At 66.2% G+C, this 20,787-nt stretch carries 19 protein-coding genes; 16 read left to right on the top strand and 3 right to left on the bottom strand.

Translation table 11 applies throughout. The annotated features are described in order from the left end of the window. Positions 1-18: 18 nt before the first annotated feature. From GR316_RS04140 to lpdA, 5 genes are read left to right on the top strand one after another with little or no spacing between them, the layout of a single operon-like run. Positions 19-3,285, top strand: a complete 3,267-nt coding sequence (locus GR316_RS04140; RefSeq protein WP_211784781.1) for an AsmA-like C-terminal region-containing protein — start codon at positions 19-21, stop codon at positions 3,283-3,285. After that, entirely contained in the window at positions 3,282-4,325 is a 1,044-nt protein-coding gene (gene queA, locus GR316_RS04135; RefSeq protein ID WP_211784780.1) for a tRNA preQ1(34) S-adenosylmethionine ribosyltransferase-isomerase QueA, read from the top strand. The genes GR316_RS04140 and queA overlap by 4 nt, the downstream gene beginning before the upstream one ends. Positions 4,326-4,332: 7 nt before the next feature. Then, positions 4,333-5,589 (top strand): MFS transporter, encoded by a 1,257-nt coding sequence (locus GR316_RS04130; protein WP_211784779.1) that lies wholly within the window; start codon positions 4,333-4,335, stop codon positions 5,587-5,589. A 47-nt stretch (positions 5,590-5,636) separates the two neighbouring features. Then, positions 5,637-6,233 (top strand): DUF924 family protein, encoded by a 597-nt coding sequence (locus GR316_RS04125; protein ID WP_211784778.1) that lies wholly within the window; start codon positions 5,637-5,639, stop codon positions 6,231-6,233. A 36-nt stretch (positions 6,234-6,269) separates the two neighbouring features. Then, positions 6,270-7,661, top strand: coding sequence for a dihydrolipoyl dehydrogenase (gene lpdA, locus GR316_RS04120; protein WP_390625180.1), 1,392 nt, complete (start codon positions 6,270-6,272; stop codon positions 7,659-7,661). 42 nt (positions 7,662-7,703) lie between these two features. Here the strand turns inward: lpdA and GR316_RS04115 are convergent, their stop codons facing one another. From GR316_RS04115 to glmU, 3 genes are read right to left on the bottom strand one after another with little or no spacing between them, the layout of a single operon-like run. Next, complete coding sequence (locus GR316_RS04115) at positions 7,704-8,369, bottom strand: DNA alkylation repair protein (protein WP_211784777.1); 666 nt, start codon at positions 8,367-8,369, stop codon at positions 7,704-7,706. Continuing rightward, a complete protein-coding gene (gene glmS / locus GR316_RS04110; protein WP_211784776.1) occupies positions 8,366-10,171 on the bottom strand; it encodes a glutamine--fructose-6-phosphate transaminase (isomerizing) in 1,806 nt (601 codons plus the stop codon). Before glmS ends, GR316_RS04115 begins: the two co-directional genes overlap by 4 nt. A gap of 3 nt (positions 10,172-10,174) precedes the next feature. Then, the gene (gene glmU / locus GR316_RS04105; protein ID WP_211784775.1) at positions 10,175-11,512 is read right to left on the bottom strand and encodes a bifunctional UDP-N-acetylglucosamine diphosphorylase/glucosamine-1-phosphate N-acetyltransferase GlmU; all 1,338 of its coding nucleotides are present in this window, start codon (positions 11,510-11,512) and stop codon (positions 10,175-10,177) included. A 93-nt stretch (positions 11,513-11,605) separates the two neighbouring features. On the opposite strand from glmU, the gene GR316_RS04100 reads away from it, so the two are divergent. From GR316_RS04100 to nuoG, 11 genes are all read left to right on the top strand, one after another. Continuing rightward, a complete protein-coding gene (locus GR316_RS04100) occupies positions 11,606-12,271 on the top strand; it encodes an HAD-IA family hydrolase (protein ID WP_211784774.1) in 666 nt (221 codons plus the stop codon). A 182-nt stretch (positions 12,272-12,453) separates the two neighbouring features. Continuing rightward, positions 12,454-12,819 (top strand): NADH-quinone oxidoreductase subunit A, encoded by a 366-nt coding sequence (locus tag GR316_RS04095; protein WP_211784773.1) that lies wholly within the window; start codon positions 12,454-12,456, stop codon positions 12,817-12,819. Beyond that, positions 12,810-13,343, top strand: a complete 534-nt coding sequence (locus tag GR316_RS04090; RefSeq protein ID WP_211784772.1) for a NuoB/complex I 20 kDa subunit family protein — start codon at positions 12,810-12,812, stop codon at positions 13,341-13,343. Before GR316_RS04095 ends, GR316_RS04090 begins: the two co-directional genes overlap by 10 nt. Before the next feature lie 13 nt (positions 13,344-13,356). Continuing rightward, the gene (locus GR316_RS04085; protein ID WP_211784771.1) at positions 13,357-13,959 is read left to right on the top strand and encodes an NADH-quinone oxidoreductase subunit C; all 603 of its coding nucleotides are present in this window, start codon (positions 13,357-13,359) and stop codon (positions 13,957-13,959) included. Then, positions 13,956-14,789, top strand: a complete 834-nt coding sequence (locus GR316_RS04080; RefSeq protein WP_211784770.1) for a sulfotransferase — start codon at positions 13,956-13,958, stop codon at positions 14,787-14,789. Before GR316_RS04085 ends, GR316_RS04080 begins: the two co-directional genes overlap by 4 nt. 1 nt (position 14,790) lies before the next feature. Beyond that, positions 14,791-16,014: an NADH-quinone oxidoreductase subunit D gene (locus GR316_RS04075; RefSeq protein ID WP_249218811.1), complete on the top strand. Its 1,224-nt coding sequence runs from the start codon at positions 14,791-14,793 to the stop codon at positions 16,012-16,014. Then, the gene (nuoE, locus tag GR316_RS04070) at positions 16,014-16,928 is read left to right on the top strand and encodes an NADH-quinone oxidoreductase subunit NuoE (protein WP_211784769.1); all 915 of its coding nucleotides are present in this window, start codon (positions 16,014-16,016) and stop codon (positions 16,926-16,928) included. Before GR316_RS04075 ends, nuoE begins: the two co-directional genes overlap by 1 nt. Beyond that, positions 16,921-17,112 (top strand): DUF5337 family protein, encoded by a 192-nt coding sequence (locus tag GR316_RS04065; protein WP_211784768.1) that lies wholly within the window; start codon positions 16,921-16,923, stop codon positions 17,110-17,112. The genes nuoE and GR316_RS04065 overlap by 8 nt, the downstream gene beginning before the upstream one ends. A gap of 12 nt (positions 17,113-17,124) precedes the next feature. Beyond that, positions 17,125-18,420, top strand: a complete 1,296-nt coding sequence (gene nuoF, locus GR316_RS04060) for an NADH-quinone oxidoreductase subunit NuoF (protein WP_211784767.1) — start codon at positions 17,125-17,127, stop codon at positions 18,418-18,420. After that, positions 18,417-18,776, top strand: coding sequence for a hypothetical protein (locus GR316_RS04055; protein ID WP_211784766.1), 360 nt, complete (start codon positions 18,417-18,419; stop codon positions 18,774-18,776). Before nuoF ends, GR316_RS04055 begins: the two co-directional genes overlap by 4 nt. Then, a complete protein-coding gene (nuoG, locus tag GR316_RS04050) occupies positions 18,776-20,785 on the top strand; it encodes an NADH-quinone oxidoreductase subunit NuoG (protein WP_211784765.1) in 2,010 nt (669 codons plus the stop codon). The genes GR316_RS04055 and nuoG overlap by 1 nt, the downstream gene beginning before the upstream one ends. The last annotated feature ends 2 nt before the right edge of the window (positions 20,786-20,787 follow it).

Below are 20,787 nucleotides of genomic sequence, written 5' to 3'. Positions count from 1 at the left end.
ATGTGAAGGCAAGTGCATATGACGCAACAGGGGCGGATCGTGACGGACGGGACGGGCCAGCATCGACGGCGAAGACGCAAGGGCCTGATCGCCGCGGGCGCCGTGGGGCTGCTGGTCGCGGCCGGGCCGGTGACGCTGGCCGTCACGGGGCAATCCGTGCCGCTGCCGCGCGCCGTTCTGGATATGGTGCAGCGGCAGATCGATTTCACGCTGCGCCGCGCCGGAACCGTCGGCGCGCAGGTCACGGTGGAGGGGGTGTCCTTGACCCTCAGCCCCCGTTTCCGCCCACGGGTGGAGATTGCGGGCATCGGCCTTGCCGACCGCGAAGGGCGGCCGGTCCTGCATCTGCCCGAAGCTGCGCTGACCTTCACGCGTCCGGGTTGGCGCGCGCCTCTGCCGCGCCCGCAGGCCGTTACGTTGCGCGGGGCGCAGATCGACATGCAGCGGCGGGCCGACGGCTCCTTCGATCTGGCGCTTGGGATCACGGCGGGCGACACCCCGATCGAAAGCTACGCCCAGATGATCGAGGAGATGCGCCGCGCCCTGACCGTGCCCCTGATGGCCGATCTGCGGCTGGTGGAGATCGAGGGCGTCGCCATCCGCATCCGCGATCAGCGGGCGGGCCATGTGTGGGAACTGACGGATGGCGCGCTGACCCTGCGGCGCGAGGATGCCACGCTTCACGCCGATCTGTCGGCCGGACTTGCCGGGACCGAAACGGGGCGCATCGAGCTGACGGCCCAGACGGATATCGACGCTGGTACGACCGCGCTCTCGGCCGAGGTGTCGGGCATCGCGGCCTCCGACATCGCGGCGCAGGCCGCCCCGCTGGCGCCGCTGGCGGTGCTGGACGCGCAGGTCGCGGGGCAGGTGCACACGCGGCTGGATCCGAGCGGCGACATCGCGGCGCTGGAGGCGCAGCTCGACCTCGGGACCGGGGCGCTGCGCCCGCGCCCGGACATGCGGCCGATCCCGTTCGATGCGGCCTCGCTCGCGCTGTCTTACGATCCGGCGGCGCAGAAGGTACAGCTGACGCATCTGAACCTTCAGGGGCCGACCCTGCACCTTGCCGCCGAGGGGCAGGCCTATCTGCGCGATCTGGAGGCGGGCCTGCCGCGCGAGGTGCTGGCCCAGCTCCGCCTGCGCGACATCGCGCTCGATCCTTATGGCCTCTTCACCGAGCCTGTGCGCTTTTCCTCGGGGATGATGGATGCGCGGCTGCGGCTGGATCCCTTCACGGTAGATATCGGGCAGGTCGCGCTGGTGGAGGGGGACCGCGTGCTGCGCGGGCATGGGCATGTGCGCGCCGATCCCGATGGCTGGTGGCTGGCCTTCGATCCCAGCCTGAATGCCATCCGCCGCGATCAGCTTTTGGCGCTGTGGCCGCTCGCGCTGGTGCCGCGCACCCGCGAATGGTTGGACCGCAACGTGCTGGAGGGCAATCTGCGCAACGTCCGCGCCGCGATCCGCATCGCGCCGGGGCAGGAGCCGCGCGTCTCCCTTGGCTACAGCTTTGCCGAAGGGGATGTGCAGGTGCTGCGGACCCTGCCGCCGATCGAAGGGGGCGAGGGTTATGCCTCCATCCATGCGGACCGCTATGCGATGACGCTGCGGCGCGGCCATGTCACCCCGCCCGAAGGCGGTGCGGTCACGGCGGATGGATCGACCTTGGTGGTGCCGGACCTGCGCGAACGCCCCATCCGTGCCGAGATCGACCTGCGCACCGACAGCAGCGTGACGGCGGCGCTGTCGCTGTTGGACCAGCCGCCCTTCCGTTTCCTGTCGCGCGCCGGAAAATCGGCCGATCTGGGGCAGGGCGAAGCGACGATGCGCACGCATCTGTCCCTGCCCATCATCGAAGAGATCGAGCCGGAGGATGTCGGGTTCGAGGTGGATGGCGTGATCCGCGATCTCGTCTCTGACCGGCTGGTGCCGGGCAAGACCCTGACCGCGCCGCGGATGGTGCTGCATGCGGACCCGTCGGCGCTGTCGGTCGGGGGGGCGGGCGCGCTGGGGGCGGTGCCCTTCGATGCGCGCTACCGCCTGCCGCTGAACGGAGGCGATGCGACGGTGTCCGGGACGGCCACCCTCTCGCCCGCCGCGGCGAAGGAGTTTCGGATCGACCTGCCCGACGGTCTGCTGAAGGGCGAGGCCGAAGGCAAGATCGACATCACCCTTCCGCGCGGCGCCCCGCCCGAGATGGTGCTGACCTCCGATCTGGTGGGGCTGTCGGGGCAGCTGGCGTCGATCGGCTGGTCCAAGCCCGCCGCCGAGGCGGGGGAGCTTCGGGTGCAGGCGCGCCTTGGCGATGTGCCCGAGGTGGAGGCGCTGCATCTGGCGGGCGGCGGGCTCGATGCTGCGGGCAATGTGGTGCTGACGGCGGATGGCAAGCTCGATGCCGTCAACCTGTCGCGCGTGCGGCTGAACGGCTGGCTCGATGCGCCGGTGGTGCTGACGGGCCGGGGGGAGGCGGCACCCGCGGTGGCGGTGACGGGCGGCACGGTGGACCTGCGCCGCCTGAACCTGCCGAAGGGCGCGGGCGGCGGGTCGGGGGATACGCCGGTGACGACGCGCCTCGATCGCCTGCAAGTGACCGACGATCTGGCGCTGACGGGTCTGCGCGGCGATTTCGCGACGGCGGGGGGATTTCATGGCCAATTCACCGGGCAGGTGAATGGCGGCACCGCCGTCACGGGACAGGTCGGCCCATCGGCGCATGGCACGGCGGTGAACCTGCAATCGGACGATGCCGGAGGCGTTCTGAAATCGGCGGGCTTCTTCGAAAAGGCAAGCGGCGGCGCGCTCGATCTGCGCCTTGCCCCGCGCGCGGCGGATGGGGAATATGACGGCTCCGTCGAAGCTGGGGGCGTGCGCATCACGGACCTTCCGGCGGCGGTCGGTGCGGTCAATGCGCTGTCGGGCGTGGGCGCTGCGGATCAGCTGGCCAATGGCGGTCTGCTCTTCGACCGGGTGACGGCCGCCTTCCGCTTGACCCCCGGCGCGATCGAGGTCACGAGGGGCGCGGCGACCGGCACGTCGCTGGGCGTGACGGCGGAAGGGGTGTTTCGGTTGACGGACAAGCGGTTCTTCATGCAGGGCGTCGTCTCGCCCGTCTGGTATCTGAACGGAGCCGGTTCGCAGAATGGCGAGGGGCTGTTCGGCATCACCTATACCCTGCGCGGCACGGCGGACGATCCGCAGATCGGGGTGAACCCGCTGTCGCTTCTGACGCCCGGCCCACTGCGCGATGCGCTTCAGGGCGCGGCACCAAGGCTGGCACAATGAAACTTTCCGATTTCGATTTCGACCTTCCCGACACGCTGATCGCCACGCGCCCGGCGCGGCCGCGCACCTCGGCCCGTCTGCTTCTGGCCGAGGGCGATACGATCGCGGACCGGCATGTGCGCGATCTGATCGACATCTTCCGCCCGGGCGACCGCTTGGTGCTGAACAACACCAAGGTGATCCCCGCGCGGCTGACGGGCACCCGGCGGCGCCAGACCGGGCAGGGCCAGGCCACCGCCAAGATCGAGGTCACGCTCTTGGAGCCGGCGGCCGAGGGCTGGCGCGCCTTCGCCAAGCCGCTGCGCAAGCTGGCCGAGGGGGAGGTGATCCGCTTTTCCGACCGCCTGTCGGCGACGGTCGCCGCCAAGACCGACACCGAGGTGATCCTGTCCTTCGAGACGGATGATTTCGACGCCGCCTTGGCCGAGGCCGGGGCCATGCCGCTGCCGCCCTATATCGCCGCCAAACGCGCCCCCGACGCGCAGGACGAGGACGACTACCAGACCGTCTTTGCCCGCCATTCGGGCGCGGTGGCCGCGCCGACCGCCAGCCTGCATTTCGACCTTCCGCTGCTGGAGGCGCTGCGCGCCAAGGGCGTGACCTTCACCGAAGTGACGCTGCATGTGGGCGCGGGAACCTTCCTGCCCGTCAAGGTGGAGGATGTGACCACCCACCGGATGCATGCCGAATGGGGCGAAGTGACCGCCGCCGCCGCCGAGGAGGTGAACGCCACCCGCGCCGCCGGAGGCCGCGTCATCCCCGTGGGCACGACCGCCCTGCGCCTGATCGAAAGCGCGGCCCGCTCCGGCCGGTTGGAACCGTGGCGCGGCGAAACCGACATCTTCATCTATCCCGGCTTCCGTTTTCAGGTGACGGATGCGCTGATGACGAACTTCCATCTGCCGAAATCGACCCTGCTGATGCTGGTCTCGGCGCTGATGGGCGAAGCGGCGATCCGCCGCATCTATGGTCATGCCGTCGCCGAGGGCTACCGTTTCTTCTCATACGGGGACGCGTCCCTGCTCATCCCTGCACGCTGAGGTCCGCATGCTGTCCGTTCTGAACTCCGCATGGCCGCTTCTGGTCGGTGTCATGCTGCTGCTGGTCGGGAACGGCATGCAAAGCTCGCTGCTGGGGATCCGGGGCGGGATCGAGGGCTTTTCCACGCTGCAGATGTCGGTCGTGATGTCGGCCTATTACCTCGGCTTCATGATCGGCTCGCGCTTCGTGCCGGAGATGATCCAGCGCGTCGGGCATGTGCGGGTCTTTGCGGCACTGGGATCGGTCATCTCGGCGATCCTCGTCTGCTTCCCGGTGCTGCCGGACTGGTTCGTCTGGTCGATGATGCGCGTGCTGATCGGGTTCAGCTTCTCGGGCGTGTACATCACGGCGGAAAGCTGGCTGAACAACACCTCCACCAACGAAAACCGCGGTCAGGCGCTGTCGCTCTATATGATCGTGCAGATGATCGGGATCATCAGCAGCCAGATGCTGCTGAACCTCGGCGATCCGGCGGGCTTTGCGATGTTCGTGCTGCCTTCGGTGCTGGTGTCCGTCGCCTTCCTGCCGATCCTTCTCAGCGTGTCGCAGGCCCCGACCTTCGAGACGACGGAACGGCTCAGCTTCCGCCGCCTCTATGAGGTGTCGCCGCTGGGCGTGGTGGGGATGTTCCTGTCGGGGGGCATCTTCTCGTCGATGTTCGGCATGGCCTCGGTCTGGGGAACGGTGGCGGGCCTTTCGGTGGCCGAGATTTCGCTGTTCATCGCCGCGATCTATGCCGGGGGCCTCGTGCTGCAATATCCGATCGGCTGGCTGTCGGACCGGATGGATCGCCGCCTCGTCATCTGCGGCAGTGCGGCGGCGGGGGCGGTCGCGATGTTCGTGACGATCTTCCTGCCGGTCGATCTGGTTTATCTGATCCCGGCGGCGGTGATCCTCGGCGGCGTGTCGAACCCGCTCTATGCGCTCTTCATCGCCCATACCAACGACTTCCTCGCCAAGGAGCAGATGGCCGCCGCCAGCGCGGGCCTTTTGTTCATGAACGGCCTCGGCGCGGTGGCGGGTCCGCCGATCACCGGCTGGATGATGAACCGCGTGGGGCAGTCGGGCTTCTTCGTGTTCATCTTCGTGCTGATGGTCCTGATCGCCGCCTATGCCGCCTACCGCATGACGCAGCGCGCCGCGCCGCGCCCGGAAGAGACCGGCTCCTTCGCGGCGGTCGCCCCGCTTGCGGCGCCGGTCGCCGTCGGTGGTCTGATGGAAGAGGCGGGTCAGGACACCGCCGCCACGGTCGAGACGCGCTAGTTGCCTTGACCGGATATGTCTGACAGGTTGCGCCTAGGAGGTATCTCATGGACGATCCGCAAAGCGTGCTCGAATTCTGGCTGGGCGAGGTGTCGCCCGAGGCGTGGTATGTGGCCGACCCGGATCTGGACGACGAGGTGCGCGAGCGTTTCGGCGATCTTTGGGAGGCCGCATTGCAGGGCGGGCTGGAGCATTGGCCGAACGGAACGGTCGGCACGCTGGCCTATCTGATCGTCTGCGATCAGTTCTCGCGTAATATCTGGCGGGGCCGAGCGCGGGCCTTCGCGACCGATCCGCAGGCGCGCGCCGCCGCGCGCCGCGCGCTCGATCACGGCTGGGACATGGCCGCGCCGGAGCCGGAGCGGGGGTTCTTCTATCTGCCGTTCGAACATTCCGAATATCCCGACGATCAGGCGCTGTCGGTGCATTTGTTCCGCGAGCGTATGCCCGAAACCGGGGCCGAAAGCCTGCTGCATGCCGAAGCGCATGAGGCGATCATCCATCGGTTCGGTCGTTTCCCCTTCCGCAACGCCGCCCTTGGCCGCGACATGACCCTGGAAGAGCAGGAATTCATGGATCAAGGCGGCTATGCCGGCTTCGTTGAACGCTTCCGCACGACCCCTACATTGCGTGTCGTGGATTGATAGTTTAATACTAAACCAGTTTTACTGGAGGGGCTGATGGCCGACAATTTCGACATGATCGTCATCGGGGCCGGGCCGGGCGGCTATGTCGCCGCGATCCGCGGCGCACAGCTTGGCCTGAAGGTCGCCATCGTGGAGCGCGAGAACCTCGGCGGTATCTGCCTGAACTGGGGCTGCATTCCGACGAAGGCGCTGCTGCGCTCGGCCGAGGTGTTCCACCTGATGCACCGGGCCAAGGAATTCGGGCTGAAGGCCGAAGGTCTCGGCTATGACCTCGACGCCGTGGTCACGCGGTCGCGCGGGGTGGCCAAGCAGCTGTCCTCCGGGATCGGCCACTTGATGAAGAAGAACAAGATCACCGTCGTCATGGGCGAGGCGACGCTGCCCGCCAAGGGCAAGGTTTCGGTCAAGACCGACAAGGGCACGCAAGAGCTGACGGCGAAATCCATCGTGCTGGCGACCGGCGCGCGTGCGCGCACGCTGCCGGGCCTTGAAGCGGATGGCGATCTCGTCTGGACCTACCGCCACGCGCTGCAGCCTAAGCGGATGCCGAAGAAGCTGCTGGTGATCGGTTCGGGCGCCATCGGCATCGAATTCGCGAGCTTCTTCAACACGCTCGGCGCCGATACGACCGTGGTCGAGGTGATGGACCGCGTCCTTCCGGTCGAGGATGCCGAGGTTTCGGCCTTCGCCAAGAAGGCGTTCGAGAAGCAGGGGATGAAGATCCTCGAAAAGACGACCGTGAAGAAGCTGGACAAGGCCAATGGCCGTGTCACCGCGCATCTGGAAGCGGGCGGCAAGACCACGACCGCGGAATTCGACACCGTCATCTCTGCGGTGGGCATCGTCGGTAACGTCGAAGGGCTCGGCCTCGAAGAGTTGGGCGTGAAGATCGACCGCACCCATGTCGTGGTGAACGAATACTGCCAGACGGGCGTGGACGGCCTCTATGCCATCGGCGACATCGCCGGTGCGCCGTGGCTTGCCCACAAAGCCAGCCATGAAGGCGTGATGGTGGCCGAACTGATCGCGGGCGAGCACGCGCATCCGATCAAGCCGGGCACGATTGCCGGCTGCACCTACTGCAACCCGCAGGTCGCGTCCGTCGGCATGACCGAGGCGCGTGCCAAGGAAGCCGGCTATGACGTGAAGGTCGGCAAGTTCCCCTTCATCGGCAATGGCAAGGCCATCGCGCTTGGCGAGGCGGAAGGCTTCGTGAAGACGGTGTTCGACGCCAAGACGGGCGAGCTTCTGGGCGCGCATATGATCGGGGCCGAGGTGACGGAACTGATCCAAGGCTATGTCATCGGTCGGACGCTGGAGACGACCGAGGAAGACCTGATGCAGACGGTCTTCCCGCACCCGACGCTGTCGGAGATGATGCACGAATCCGTGCTGGATGCGTGGAAACGCGCGATCCACTTCTGATCTTGTGCAAAAGGGCATCCGCATCGGATGCCCTTTTTCTTATCAGACCAGCTTGGCCACGTCCTTACGGGTGAAGCCGCGCATCGCTTCGGAATGTTCGGCAAGGAAGCTGCGCAGACGGTCCGGGTCATGGCGCGACAGATCCCGCAGCCATGCCGCGATCGCCTTTTGGACATGCCAGTCGCGATCTTGAAGCAGATCCACGATCCAATCCAGAACCTCGTCCCGCGCTGCATTCTCGGCGGGTTTGGGGTGGTTCTTCTTGGCCAAGGGGGCCGTCGCCATCAAGGCGCAGCGCCGCATCCACGGATTTTCGGACAGGGTCCAATCCTTCACCGTCTCCAGCCGGTCCAGATCGGCCATCACTCGCTTTTCGGCGGCTTTGCCCACGGCATCGGCAATCGCCCAGACATCCAGATCCGGCAGCCAAGCCTGCACCAGACGCCATGCCGGTTCGTCCGGGCGCATCCGGGCCTGAAGCAGAAGGCGGGCAGCCGCGATCCGCGCCTCATGCACGTCCGAATGCCAGAGGGAGCTGGCAAGGGCCACGCGCTCCTCCACCGACAGATCGGCGCGCCATTCGGCCACCAAAGCGTCGATCGCGGCGTTGGGCGTGCCAAGGTAGGTCCGTTCCCCCCCATGACGTTCGGCCGCGGCTGCGGCCAGATCTTCGTTTCCCTGCGCGCGCAGGGCCTCCACCGCGTTCATTCCACTGTCACCGATTTTGCTAGATTTCTGGGTTGGTCCACGTCCGTGCCTTTGGCGATCGCCGTGTGATAGGCAAGGAGTTGGGCCGGGATGGCATAAAGAAGGGGGGCCAGCAGGGCCGGCACCTCGGGCATGCGGATGGTGCGCCAGCAATCGGCGCCCGCCTCGCGGATCCCACGTTCGTCGGAAATGAGGAGGACGCGGCCGTGGCGGGCCATCACCTCCTGCATGTTGGAGACGGTCTTTTCGAACAGCGCGTCGCGCGGCGCAAGGACGATCACCGGCACATGCGCGTCGATCAGCGCGATCGGGCCATGCTTCAGTTCGCCCGATGCATAACCTTCGGCATGTATGTAACTGAGTTCCTTGAGTTTCAGCGCGCCTTCGAGGGCCAGCGGATAGATCGGCCCGCGACCGAGGAAGAGGATATCCTGCGCCTCGGCCAGATCGTCGGCAAGGGCGGCGACGGGCTGTGCCACGGTCATCGCTTGATTCATCAGTCCGGGCAGCGCGCGGATATCGGCCAGATGCGCGGCCAGCGCCGCATCGTCCAGAACGCCTCGATCATGCGCCGCCTTCAGCGCCATCACCAGAAGCACCATCAACTGGCAGGAGAAGGCCTTGGTCGAGGCCACGCCCACCTCCACCCCGGCAAGGATCGGCAGGGCTACATCCACATCCCGCGCGATGGAGGATGTGGCGACATTGACGACGGCCACCGTCTTGCCGACCTTGCCCGAAGCGTGGCGCAGCGCGGCGAGGGTGTCGGCCGTCTCGCCGGATTGACTGACGAAGACCGCCCATTGGCGCGGGCTCAGCACCGGATCGCGGTAGCGGAACTCCGAGGCGATGTCGATTTCGACGGGGAGGCGGGCGATCTGCTCGAACCAGTATTTCGCGACATGGCAGGCGTAATGTGCGGTGCCGCAGGCCACCAGCGTCAGCCGATCCACGTCCGAGAAATCGAGCGGCAGGTGCAGGCCATCCGGAAGGTAATGGGCGATGGCATCGGCCAGAACGGCGGGCTGCTCGGCGATCTCCTTCGCCATGAAATGCCGGAAACCGCCCTTGTCGAGCAGCGTGGCCCCTACGTCGATCCGCGCCATGGCACGGTTCGCGCGCCGCCCCGATGCGTCGAGGATTTCGGCCCCCTCGCGGCGCAGGATCACGCGGTCGCCTTCCTCCAGATAGGTGATGCGGTTGGTGAACGGGGCGAGGGCGATGGCATCCGATCCGAGGAACATCTCCCCGTCGCCATGCCCGATCGCCAAGGGCGAGCCCTTGCGCGCGCCGATCATCAGGTCCGGCTCCGCATCGAAGAGAAAGCCAAGGGCGAAGGCGCCTTCCAGCCGGTCGATCGCGCTCAGCGCCGCATCGCGCGGAGAGGCGCCGCGATCCAACTCACGCGCCGTCAGCAGGGCGACGACCTCGGTATCGGTCTGGCTCTGGGGGTGATACCCGTCGGCCGCAAGCTCTTCGCGCAGTTCGCGGAAGTTCTCGACGATGCCGTTATGCACTACGGCCACGCCGCCCGCGCGGTGCGGGTGGGCGTTGTCGCAGGTGGGCGCGCCATGCGTGGCCCAGCGGGTATGGCCGATGCCCGCCTTGCCGCGCAATGGATCGTGCACCAGCAGATCCGACAGATTCACGAGCTTGCCGACCGCCCGCCGCCGATCAAGGCGCATGCCATCCACCGTCGCGATCCCGGCGGAATCATAGCCGCGATATTCAAGCCGCCGCAGCGCCTCCACCAATTGGGGAGCGACCTCGTTCTTGCCAAGAATCCCAATGATACCGCACATATGTCAGGCTTTCTTCTTCTTGGACATGAACAGGTCCATCAAGCGGACGGCCATGCCGAGTTTCGTGACCTGACGCGCGCGGCCGATGGCCAGCGCCTCCGCCGGAACGTCCTCGGTGATGACGGAGCCGGAGCCAGTCATCGCATCGCGCCCGATGCTGACCGGCGCGACGAGCATGGTGTTGGAGCCGACGAAGACGCGGGGGCCGATCTCGGTCCGGTGCTTGTTCACGCCGTCATAGTTGCAGGTGATGGTGCCGGCGCCGATATTCGTCTTCTCGCCGATATGCGCATCGCCGAGATAGGTGAGATGGCCGACCTTCACGCCCTCATCAAGGACGGCGTTCTTGATCTCCACGAAGTTGCCGACATGCACATCTTCGGCCAGTTCCGCGCCGGGACGCAAGCGGGCGAAGGGGCCGACGGTGGCCCCGCGCGAGATGTGGCACCCCTCCAGATGGCAGAAGGCGCGGATTTCGGCGCCGCTTTCCACCGTGACACCGGGCCCGAAGACGACGCTAGGCCCGATGATGGCATCGCGGCCGATAACGGTGTCGAGGGCGAAGAACACGGTCTCCGGCGCGGTCAACGTTACGCCGTTCTCCAAGGCATCGGCGCGGGCGCGGGCTTGGAACATGGCCTCCGCTTCGGCGAGTTCGGCGCGGGTATTGATGCCGACCGTCTCGCGGCTGTCGCAGATCACGGCCCCGCAGGAAAGGCCGCGGCTGCGGGCGATGGCCACGATGTCCGTCAGGTAATATTCCCCGGCGGCGTTGTCGGCGCGCAGTTCATTCAGCAGGTCGGCCAGAAGGGAGGTATCGACGCACATAACGCCCGAATTGCAGAGGCTTATGCTGCGTTCTTCGTCCGTTGCATCCTTGTATTCGACGATCCGATCCAGTTCCGGCCCGCGCATCACGAGGCGGCCATAACGCCCCGCGCCTTCGAAGCCGAGGACGACGACCGCATGCTGTGCGCGCGCCTCGCGCATCCGCTCCAGCGTGTCGGGCTGGATGAGGGGGGTATCGCCGAACAGCACCACCGCATCGCCGGTCAGTCCGGCGAGCAGCGGCATCGCCTGCTGCACGGCATGGCCCGTGCCGAGCTGCTCGGCCTGAAGGACGGTGTCGATGTCGGGGTCGAAACGGCGAGCGGCAGCCTCCACCTCGGCGGCGCCATGGCCGGTCACGATCACCGTTCGCTCGGGCTGCAGGGCGCGGCCTGCCTGCATCGCATGGTGCAACAGCGGCGCCCCGGCCAGCGGGTGCAGGACCTTCGGCAGGTCCGAATTCATGCGCGAGCCCATGCCCGCCGCAAGGATGATGAGCGAAGTGGCTGCCATATGTCCCTCTGGTCTTCTTGTCGTGCAGCTTTTACCCCTTGGGCCGGACGCCGCAAGGGGCGGGTCGGTCACATCCTTTTACCGGAGGTTTCAATGCGCACGGTGGTTTTCGATCTGGACGGGACGCTGGCGGACACGGTGGCCGACCTCATCGCCTCGGCCAATGCCTGCTTCCGCGCGCTCGGTCATGGGGATCGGCTGCACCCCGACGCGGATGGCGCGGTGGCGGTGCGGGGCGCACGGGCGATGCTGCGCCTCGGGTTCGAACGGGTGGGCGGCGCGTGGTCGGAGGCGGATGTGAACGGGCAGTATCCGCTGCTGCTCGACTATTACGGGCAGGCGGTGGCGGTGCACAGCCGCCTCTATCCCGGTGCAGCCGATGCGCTGCGCTGCCTGAAGGCCGAGGGTTTCGCCCTTGCGATCTGCACCAACAAGCCCGAGGGGCTGGCCCGCGCGCTGCTGACGGACCTGAAGGTGCTGGATCTGTTCGATGCGCTGATCGGAGCGGACACGCTTCCCGTCCGCAAGCCCCATGCCGATCCGTACCGCGAGGCGGTGCGCCGCGCCGGGGGCGAGGTGGAGCGGTCCTTCCTCGTGGGCGATACCGAAACCGACCTTCTGACGGCCGCTGCGGCCCATGTGCCCTGCCTTCTGGTCACCTTCGGCCCGGCCGGTTCCACCGTGGAGGATCTGCGCCCCGATCATCTGCTGCACGATTACGCCGATCTGCCTGATCTTGCCCGCAGATTGCTGGGTTGAGGTATGCCGTGGGATACCACCGGATGCCGATGTTTATTTTTCTCGGCCCCATCGCCGTGCAGCCTTGTTTTGCTGACCGACATTCTGGCGCTGTCGCATTGACCCCGGCCGCGCACCCTTATACATGAGCATCAGCAACTTTTTGCGGACATCGGGTTTTCCGCAAATGGAAGGAGCCAATCGTGGACGCACTTCTCCGAGAGTATTTCCCGATCATCGTTTTTCTCGTGATCGTGCTCGGCCTGGGGCTTGTGCTCCTGGCATCGGCCGTCATCCTCGCGGTGCGAAATCCCGACCCTGAAAAGGTCTCCGCCTACGAGTGTGGCTTCAACGCCTTCGACGACGCTCGCATGAAATTCGATGTGCGGTTCTACCTCGTCTCCATCCTGTTCATCATCTTCGATCTGGAAGTGGCCTTCCTGTTCCCGTGGGCCGTGGCCTTCGGCGGGCTGTCGATGGCGGCTTTCTGGTCGATGATCGTGTTCCTTGGGGTGCTGACGATCGGCTTCATCTACGAATGGAAGAAGGGGGCTCTGGAATGGGCGTGAGCACTTCGGCGAACGTCGCGGGCGCGGACCGCGAGGTCGCGACTCAGACCCTCAATGCGCAGTTGCAGGACAAGGGTTTCCTGCTGACCTCGACCGAGGATGTGATCAACTGGGCGCGCACCGGCTCGCTTCACTGGATGACCTTCGGTCTGGCCTGCTGCGCTGTGGAGATGATGCAGACCTCCATGCCGCGCTACGATATCGAGCGTTTCGGCACCGCGCCGCGCGCCAGTCCGCGCCAGTCGGACCTGATGATCGTGGCGGGCACGCTGACCAACAAGATGGCCCCCGCGCTGCGCAAGGTCTATGACCAGATGCCGGAGCCGCGTTACGTCATCTCCATGGGCAGCTGCGCCAATGGCGGCGGTTACTATCACTACAGCTATTCGGTCGTGCGCGGCTGCGACCGGATCGTGCCGGTCGATGTCTATGTCCCCGGCTGCCCGCCCACGGCGGAGGCGCTGCTTTATGGGATCCTGCAACTTCAACGCAAGATCCGCCGCACCGGCACCCTGACGCGGTAAGGAGAGAGCCACGATGTCCGAAGCCCTCGCTGAACTTGCCGCGACGATCCGCCTGAAGATGGCCGATGTCGTGCTGGACGAAACCATCGCGCATGGCGAGCTGACGCTGCGCGTTCCGCTGTCCGAGATCGTGCGGATCGTGGAGTTTCTGAAGCTGGACGGCGCCTGCCGCTTCACCTCGCTGGTGGACATCACGGCGATCGACTATCCCGAACGCCCCGAGCGGTTCGATCTCGTTTATCACTTCCTGTCGATGCAGCAGAACCACCGCATCCGCCTGAAGGCCGCCGTGAACGAGGATGAGCTGGCTCCGTCCATCACCTCGGTCCACCCCTCGGCCAACTGGTTCGAGCGGGAGGTGTTCGACATGTTCGGCATCCTCTTCTCCGGGCATCCGGACCTGCGCCGCATCCTGACCGATTACGGCTTCCGCGGCTATCCGCTGCGCAAGGATTTCCCGACGACCGGCTATACCGAGGTGCGCTACGACGAAACGCAGAAGCGCGTCGTCTACGAACCCGTGCGGCTGACGCAGGAATACCGGCAGTTCGATTTCATGAGCCCGTGGGAAGGTGCGGATTACATCCTTCCGGGCGATGACAAGGCCAGCACGTGACGCGGCAACCGACCATACTTTTGGGTGTCGGTGCAACGAAATCCGGCACGACGTGGCTGTTCGATCAGCTTGCGTCGCACCCGGATTGCCATCTGCGCGCCATCAAGGAGCTGCACTATTTCGACACCTTCGCGGGTGGGCGCTGGAAACGCCAGCTTCCGAAGCTGGAGGCGCGCGCCGCTAAGGCCGGTGGCCGGCTGCGCGATGATCTGCAGCAGTGGATCGGGGTGATGCGCCGCGGCCGTCTGTGCCTGCGCGACTATCTCGGCTATCTGTCCGAGGGGCGGGGCGATCGCGGGCTGATCGGGGACATCACGCCCTCCTACAGCCTGCTTCCGGCGCGGATCCTGCGGCGTGTGGCCTCGATGGGGGATGTGCGCGTCCTGTATCTGATGCGCGATCCCGTGGCCCGGTTGTGGAGCCAGGTTCGGATGGACGCCAAACGTGCCGCGACGCACCGCACCGAGATTGCGGGCCTTGCGCAGCAGATGCTCGATCGGGCATTGGCCGGGCAGGGCGGCGCGTGGATGCGCAGCGATTATGCCGGGGCGCTGAAGCGGCTGGATGCGGCGGTCGATCCGCGCAAGCTTTGCGTGGCGTTCTATGAGACGCTGATGACGCCGCAGGGGTTCGACCGTATCACGTCCTTCCTCGGCATCGCGCCGCATCGCCCTGATTTCGCCAAGCGCGTGCATGGCGGGGTGGACGTAACTCTTTCGCAGGCGGACCGCGCACGCGCGCTGACCGCGCTGCGCCCGCAATATGACGCCGTGGCCCGTCGGGCCGGCGAACTTCCCGCCGCCTGGCAGGCGAGTTTGGCAGGAGTGTAGGATGATGGACGGCAGCAGCGACATGAACGGTGGCGGCCAACCCGGCGAATACCGGATCCGCAACTTCAACATGAACTTTGGGCCTCAGCACCCGGCAACCCACGGCGTTCTGCGTCTGGTGCTGGAGCTGGACGGCGAGGTGGTGGAACGCGTCGATCCGCATATCGGTCTGCTGCATCGCGGCACCGAAAAGCTGATGGAAAGCCGCACCTACCTTCAGAACCTGCCCTATTTCGATCGGCTGGATTACGTCTCGCCGATGAACCAAGAGCATGCTTGGTGCCTTGCGATCGAGCGGTTGACGGGCACGGCGATTTCGCGCCGCGCGTCGCTGATCCGGGTGCTGTTCTGCGAGATCGGCCGCCTGCTGAACCACCTGATGAACGTGACGACCGGCGCGATGGATGTCGGCGCGCTGACGCCGCCGCTTTGGGGGTTCACGGCCCGCGAAGAGCTGATGGTCTTTTATGAAAAGGCCAGCGGCGCCCGCCTGCACGCCGCTTATTTCCGCCCCGGCGGCGTCCATCAGGACCTGCCCCCGGGCCTTCTGGACGAAATCGATGCGTGGTGCGACACCTTCCCCAAGCTGATCGACCTTCTGTCGGACCTGCTGATGGAGAACCGCATCTTCAAGCAGCGCACGGTGGATATTGCTATCGTAACGCCCGAACAGGTGCTGGACGGCGGTTTCTCGGGCGTCATGGCCCGCGGGTCGGGCATGCCGTGGGATCTGCGCCGCGCGCAACCCTACGAGCTTTACGACGAGTTCGATTTCCAGATCCCCGTGGGGCGCAATGGCGACTGCTATGACCGCTTCCTCTGCCGGATGGCCGAGATGCGGGAATCGACCAAGATCATCAAGCAGGCCTGTGCCAAGCTGCGCGAGGAGCCTGCGGGCGACGTGCTGGCGCGCGGGAAGATCACGCCGCCGAAGCGCAGCGACATGAAACGCTCGATGGAAGCGCTGATCCACCACTTCAAGCTCTATACCGAGGGCTTCCACGTCCCCGCCGGCGAGATCTATGCCGCGGTAGAGGCGCCGAAGGGTGAATTCGGCGTCTATCTCGTGGCGGACGGCACCAACAAACCGTACCGCGCCAAGATCCGGGCCCCCGGATTCCCCCATCTTCAGGCGATGGACGAGATGTCGAAGGGCTATCAGCTTGCCGACGTTTCTGCCATCATCGCAACGCTCGACATCGTGTTCGGGGAGGTCGACCGCTAATGCTCCGCCGTTTGCATCACACGCAGCCCGCCGGGTTCGAGTTCACGCCCGCCAACCTCGCATGGGCGCGCGGCCAGATGACGAAGTACCCGGAGGGGCGTCAGGCCTCGGCCGTCATCCCGCTGCTGTTCCGCGCGCAGGAGCAGGAGGGCTGGCTCAGCCGTCCGGCGATCGAATATGTCGCCGACCTTCTGGGGATGGCGCGGATTCGCGCACTCGAGGTTGCGACCTTCTATTTCATGTTCCAACTCTCGCCCGTGGGCAGCGTGGCGCATATCCAGATCTGCGGCACGACGACCTGTATGATCTGCGGGGCCGAGGAACTGATCGCCGTCTGCAAGGAGCTGATCACGGCCAATCCGCATCAAGTGTCGGCGGATGGCAAATTCTCGTGGGAAGAGGTGGAATGCCTCGGGGCCTGCACGAACGCGCCGATGGCGCAGATCGGCAAGGACAACTACGAGGATCTGACCCCGGACGTGCTGCGCGGGCTGATCGCGCGTTTCAGCGCCGGCGAAGTGCCGCGTCCCGGCCCGCAGAACGGTCGCTACAGCTCCGAGGCGAAGGGCGGTCCGACCGCGCTGACGGAGGGGACCGAGGACCGCGCGCCCTTCAATGCCGCCGTGCAGCGCGCGGTGGAGATCGGCGACACGATCAAGCGCATCGACGGGACCGAGGTTGCGCTGCGCACGCCGTGGCAGCGCCAGCCCGAGGTCGACGAGGCCCCGGATGCGCCCCATCCGCAGCCGGCAGCCGATCACCCGATCGACGATACCGGCATCGCGACGGAGACCGCGCCGGTGAAATCGGCGGCGCGCATGCCCGACGAAAAGACGGCCGAAGGCGGGACGGCGCAGGCCGAACCCGGGCAGCAGGTCAATGCGGATGGCCCGAAAGGGAAGGGCGATGCCTGACGAGCCGCGCCGCAGCGTCATGTGGTTGGCGGCGGTGGCCTTGTCGTGGTGTCTGGTGCAATGGCTGGGGCGGCATTTCGACTGGTCGCCGGGGCTGATGCTGGTATTTGACATCCTCGCGCTCTGCGGGTTTGTCGGCGGAATTGTTCTGACCGCGCGCGTTCTGCGTGGTCGGCAGGTGTAGGGGGGCTGAAAGATGCTCAAGGATGAAGACCGGATCTTCCGCAACATCTACGGGATGTATGATCGCACCATAGCGGGCGCGCGCAAGCGTGGGCTGTGGGACAATACCGGCGGCCTTCTGGCCAATGGGCGCGGTTGGATCATCGACCAGATCAAGGCCAGCGGTCTGCGCGGCCGCGGTGGGGCGGGTTTCCCGACCGGCCTGAAATGGTCGTTCATGCCCAAGGAATCGGATGGCCGTCCGTCCTACCTCGTGGTCAATGCCGACGAATCCGAACCCGCGACCTGCAAGGACCGCGAGATCCTGCGCCATGACCCGCACCATCTGGTGGAAGGGTGCCTGATCGCCGGTTTCGCGATGGGGGCCGTGGCCGCCTATATCTACATCCGCGGCGAATACATCCGCGAAAAGGAAAGCCTGCAGGCCGCCATCGACGAAGCGTATGACGCGGGCTATCTCGGCAAGAACGCCTGCGGCTCCGGCTATGATTTCGATGTCTATCTGCATCACGGGGCGGGCGCCTATATCTGCGGCGAAGAAACGGCGCTTCTGGAAAGCCTCGAGGGCAAGAAGGGGATGCCGCGCATGAAGCCGCCGTTCCCGGCGGGCGCGGGGCTCTATGGCTGCCCGACCACGGTGAACAACGTGGAATCGATCTCGGTCGTGCCGACGATCCTGCGGCGCGGCGCCGATTGGTATTCCAGCTTCGGGCGGCCGAACAACACGGGCGTGAAGCTCTTTGCCATGACCGGCCACGTCAACACGCCCTGCGTCGTCGAAGAGGCGATGTCGATCCCCATGCGCGAGCTGATCGAGCGGCATGGCGGCGGCGTTCGCGGCGGTTGGAAGAACCTAAAGGCGGTCATTCCGGGCGGCGCGAGCTGCCCCATCCTCCCGGCCCATCTGTGCGAAGACGCGCTGATGGATTACGATTGGATGCGGGAAAACCGGTCCTCGTTCGGGACGGCCTGCATGATCGTGATGGATCAGTCCACCGATGTCATCAAGGCGATCTGGCGGCTGTCGAAGTTCTTCAAGCACGAAAGCTGCGGGCAGTGCACGCCTTGCCGTGAAGGCACGGGCTGGATGATGCGCGTCATGGACCGGCTCGTGACTGGCGAGGCCGAGGTGGAGGAGATCGACATGCTGATCAACGTCACCAAGCAGATCGAGGGTCATACCATCTGCGCCCTCGGCGATGCGGCGGCATGGCCGATCCAAGGCCTCGTGCGGCATTTCCGCGAAGAGATCGAAGACCGCATCAAGGCCAAACGGACCGGCCGCATGGGGGCGATGGCAGCGGAATGAACGTCGCGCGTGGCATAACGGCTACGGTCCTGCTGGGGGCGCTTGGCGCCTGCGCCGGCCAGCCGCCGCGCGACCCCGCGCCAAGCCTGCAGCATGGTCCCTTCGTGTCCGTGCTGCGCCCTGCCGGCTTCGGCCATATGATTACACGCAACGGTGCCGAACCCATCGAGGGGATCACCGTCGCGATCTACAACCCGACGGACCCGCTCCGTTATGATCAGGGCAAGCTGGCGAAGGATGTCGCCGTGCGGGCCTGCACCGAACGCATGCTGCGCTTCAACCCGGCGGCCGTTGGTCGCTACGACGCACCGAACTGGATTTTTCCAGGCGCCTGCCAAACTGGAGGATCGAGCTGATGAGCAACCTCAGAAAAATCGTCATTGACGGCGAGGAGCTGGAGCTCGACGCGTCGCTGACCATACTTCAGGCCGCGGAATTCGCGGGCCTCGAAGTTCCGCGCTTCTGCTATCACGAGCGGCTGTCCATCGCGGGCAACTGCCGGATGTGCCTCGTGGAGGTCGTGGGCGGCCCGCCGAAGCCGACCGCCTCCTGCGCCATGCAGATCAAGGATCTGCGTCCCGGCCCCAACGGCGAGCCGCCGGTGGTCAAGACCAACTCGCCCATGGTCAAGAAGGCGCGCGAGGGGGTGATGGAGTTCCTGCTCATCAACCACCCGCTCGATTGCCCGATCTGCGATCAGGGGGGGGAGTGCGATCTGCAGGATCAGGCGATGGCCTATGGCGTCGACTTCTCCCGCTACCGCGAACCCAAGCGCGCCGCCGAGGAATTGAACCTCGGCCCGCTGGTAAAGACGGCGATGACGCGCTGCATCTCCTGCACGCGCTGCGTCCGCTTCACGACCGAGGTCGCGGGCATCAGCCAGATGGGCCAGACCGGTCGCGGCGAGGATGCGGAGATCACCTCCTATCTGAACCAGACGCTGGATTCGAACCTTCAGGGCAACATCATTGACCTGTGCCCGGTGGGCGCGCTGACCTCGAAGCCTTATGCCTACACCGCCCGCCCGTGGGAGTTGACCAAGACCGAGAGCGTGGACGTGATGGACGGCCTCGGCTCGAACATCCGGGTGGACACGAAGGGGCGCGAAGTGATGCGCATCCTGCCGCGCAACCATGACGGCGTGAACGAGGAGTGGATCAGCGACAAGTCCCGCTTCATCTGGGATGGTCTGCGCCGCCAGCGCCTCGACATGCCGTATATCCGCGAAGGCGGCAAGCTGCGCCGCGCCACATGGGGCGAGGCGCTGCGCGCCGCGGCCAGCGCGATGAAGGGCCGCCGCGTTGCGGGCCTCGTCGGGGATCTGGCGCCGGTGGAAGCGGCCTTCGCGCTGAAACTGCTGATCGAAGGGCAGGGCGGCAAGGTGGAATGCCGGACCGATGGTGCACGTCTGCCGGCCGGCAACCGTTCGGCCTATGTCGGCACGGCGCGCATCGAAGATCTGGACGACGCGAAACGCATCCTGCTGATCGGCACGGATCCGCGCCTCGAAGCGCCGGTTCTGAACGCGCGCATCCGCAAGGCGTGGCTGCTGGGCGCATCGGTCGGGCTGGTCGGGGCGGCCACCGATCTGACCTATGAGTACGAGCATCTGGGCGCCGGGCGCGACAGCCTGTCCCGCCTCGTGGCCAATGCCGAAGCCGAAAGCGGTGGCATCGTCATCGTCGGTCAGGGCGCATTGAACGAAGCCGATGGCGAGGCCGTCCTGTCGCAGGCCATGGCCTATTGCGCCGCGACCGGGGCAAAGCTTCTGGTGCTGCACACGGCGGCAAGCCGCGTCGGCGCGCTCGATGTGGGGGCCGTGACCGAAGGCGGGCTGTCCGCCGCGCTCGACGGGGCGGAGGTGGTCTACAACCTCGGCGCCGATGAGATCGACATCGCTCCGGGTCCGTTTGTGATCTATCAGGGCAGCCACGGCGACCGCGGCGCGCACCGCGCCGACATCATCCTGCCGGGTGCCGCCTATACCGAAGAGAACGGCCTTTTCGTGAACACCGAAGGTCGGCCGCAACTGGCGCTGCGCGCGGGCTTCCCGCCGGGCGATGCCAAGGAAAACTGGGCGATCCTGCGGGCGCTGTCCTCCGAACTGGGCGCGACGCTGCCCTTCGACACGCTGGGGCAGCTGCGGGGCAAGCTGGTGGAGGCGGTTCCGCATCTGGGCCGCATCGACGAGGTGGCCGAGAATGCTTGGCAGCCGCTCGAGCTGCGCGAGCCTGCAAAGGCCGATTTCCGTCCGGTGATCCGCGACTTCTATCTGACGAACCCGGTCGCGCGGGCGTCGGTGCTGATGGCGGAACTGTCGTCGCTGGCGGCGGCGCGGGCGGCTGCGCCGCTGGCTGCGGAATGAAG

The sequence above is a fragment of the Falsirhodobacter algicola genome (genome assembly GCF_018279165.1).
GTDB classification, from domain to species: Bacteria; Pseudomonadota; Alphaproteobacteria; order Rhodobacterales; family Rhodobacteraceae; genus Falsirhodobacter; species Falsirhodobacter algicola.
The sequence above is the reverse complement of the archived record's forward strand: the minus strand, read 5'-3'. Positions and strand labels throughout refer to the sequence as shown.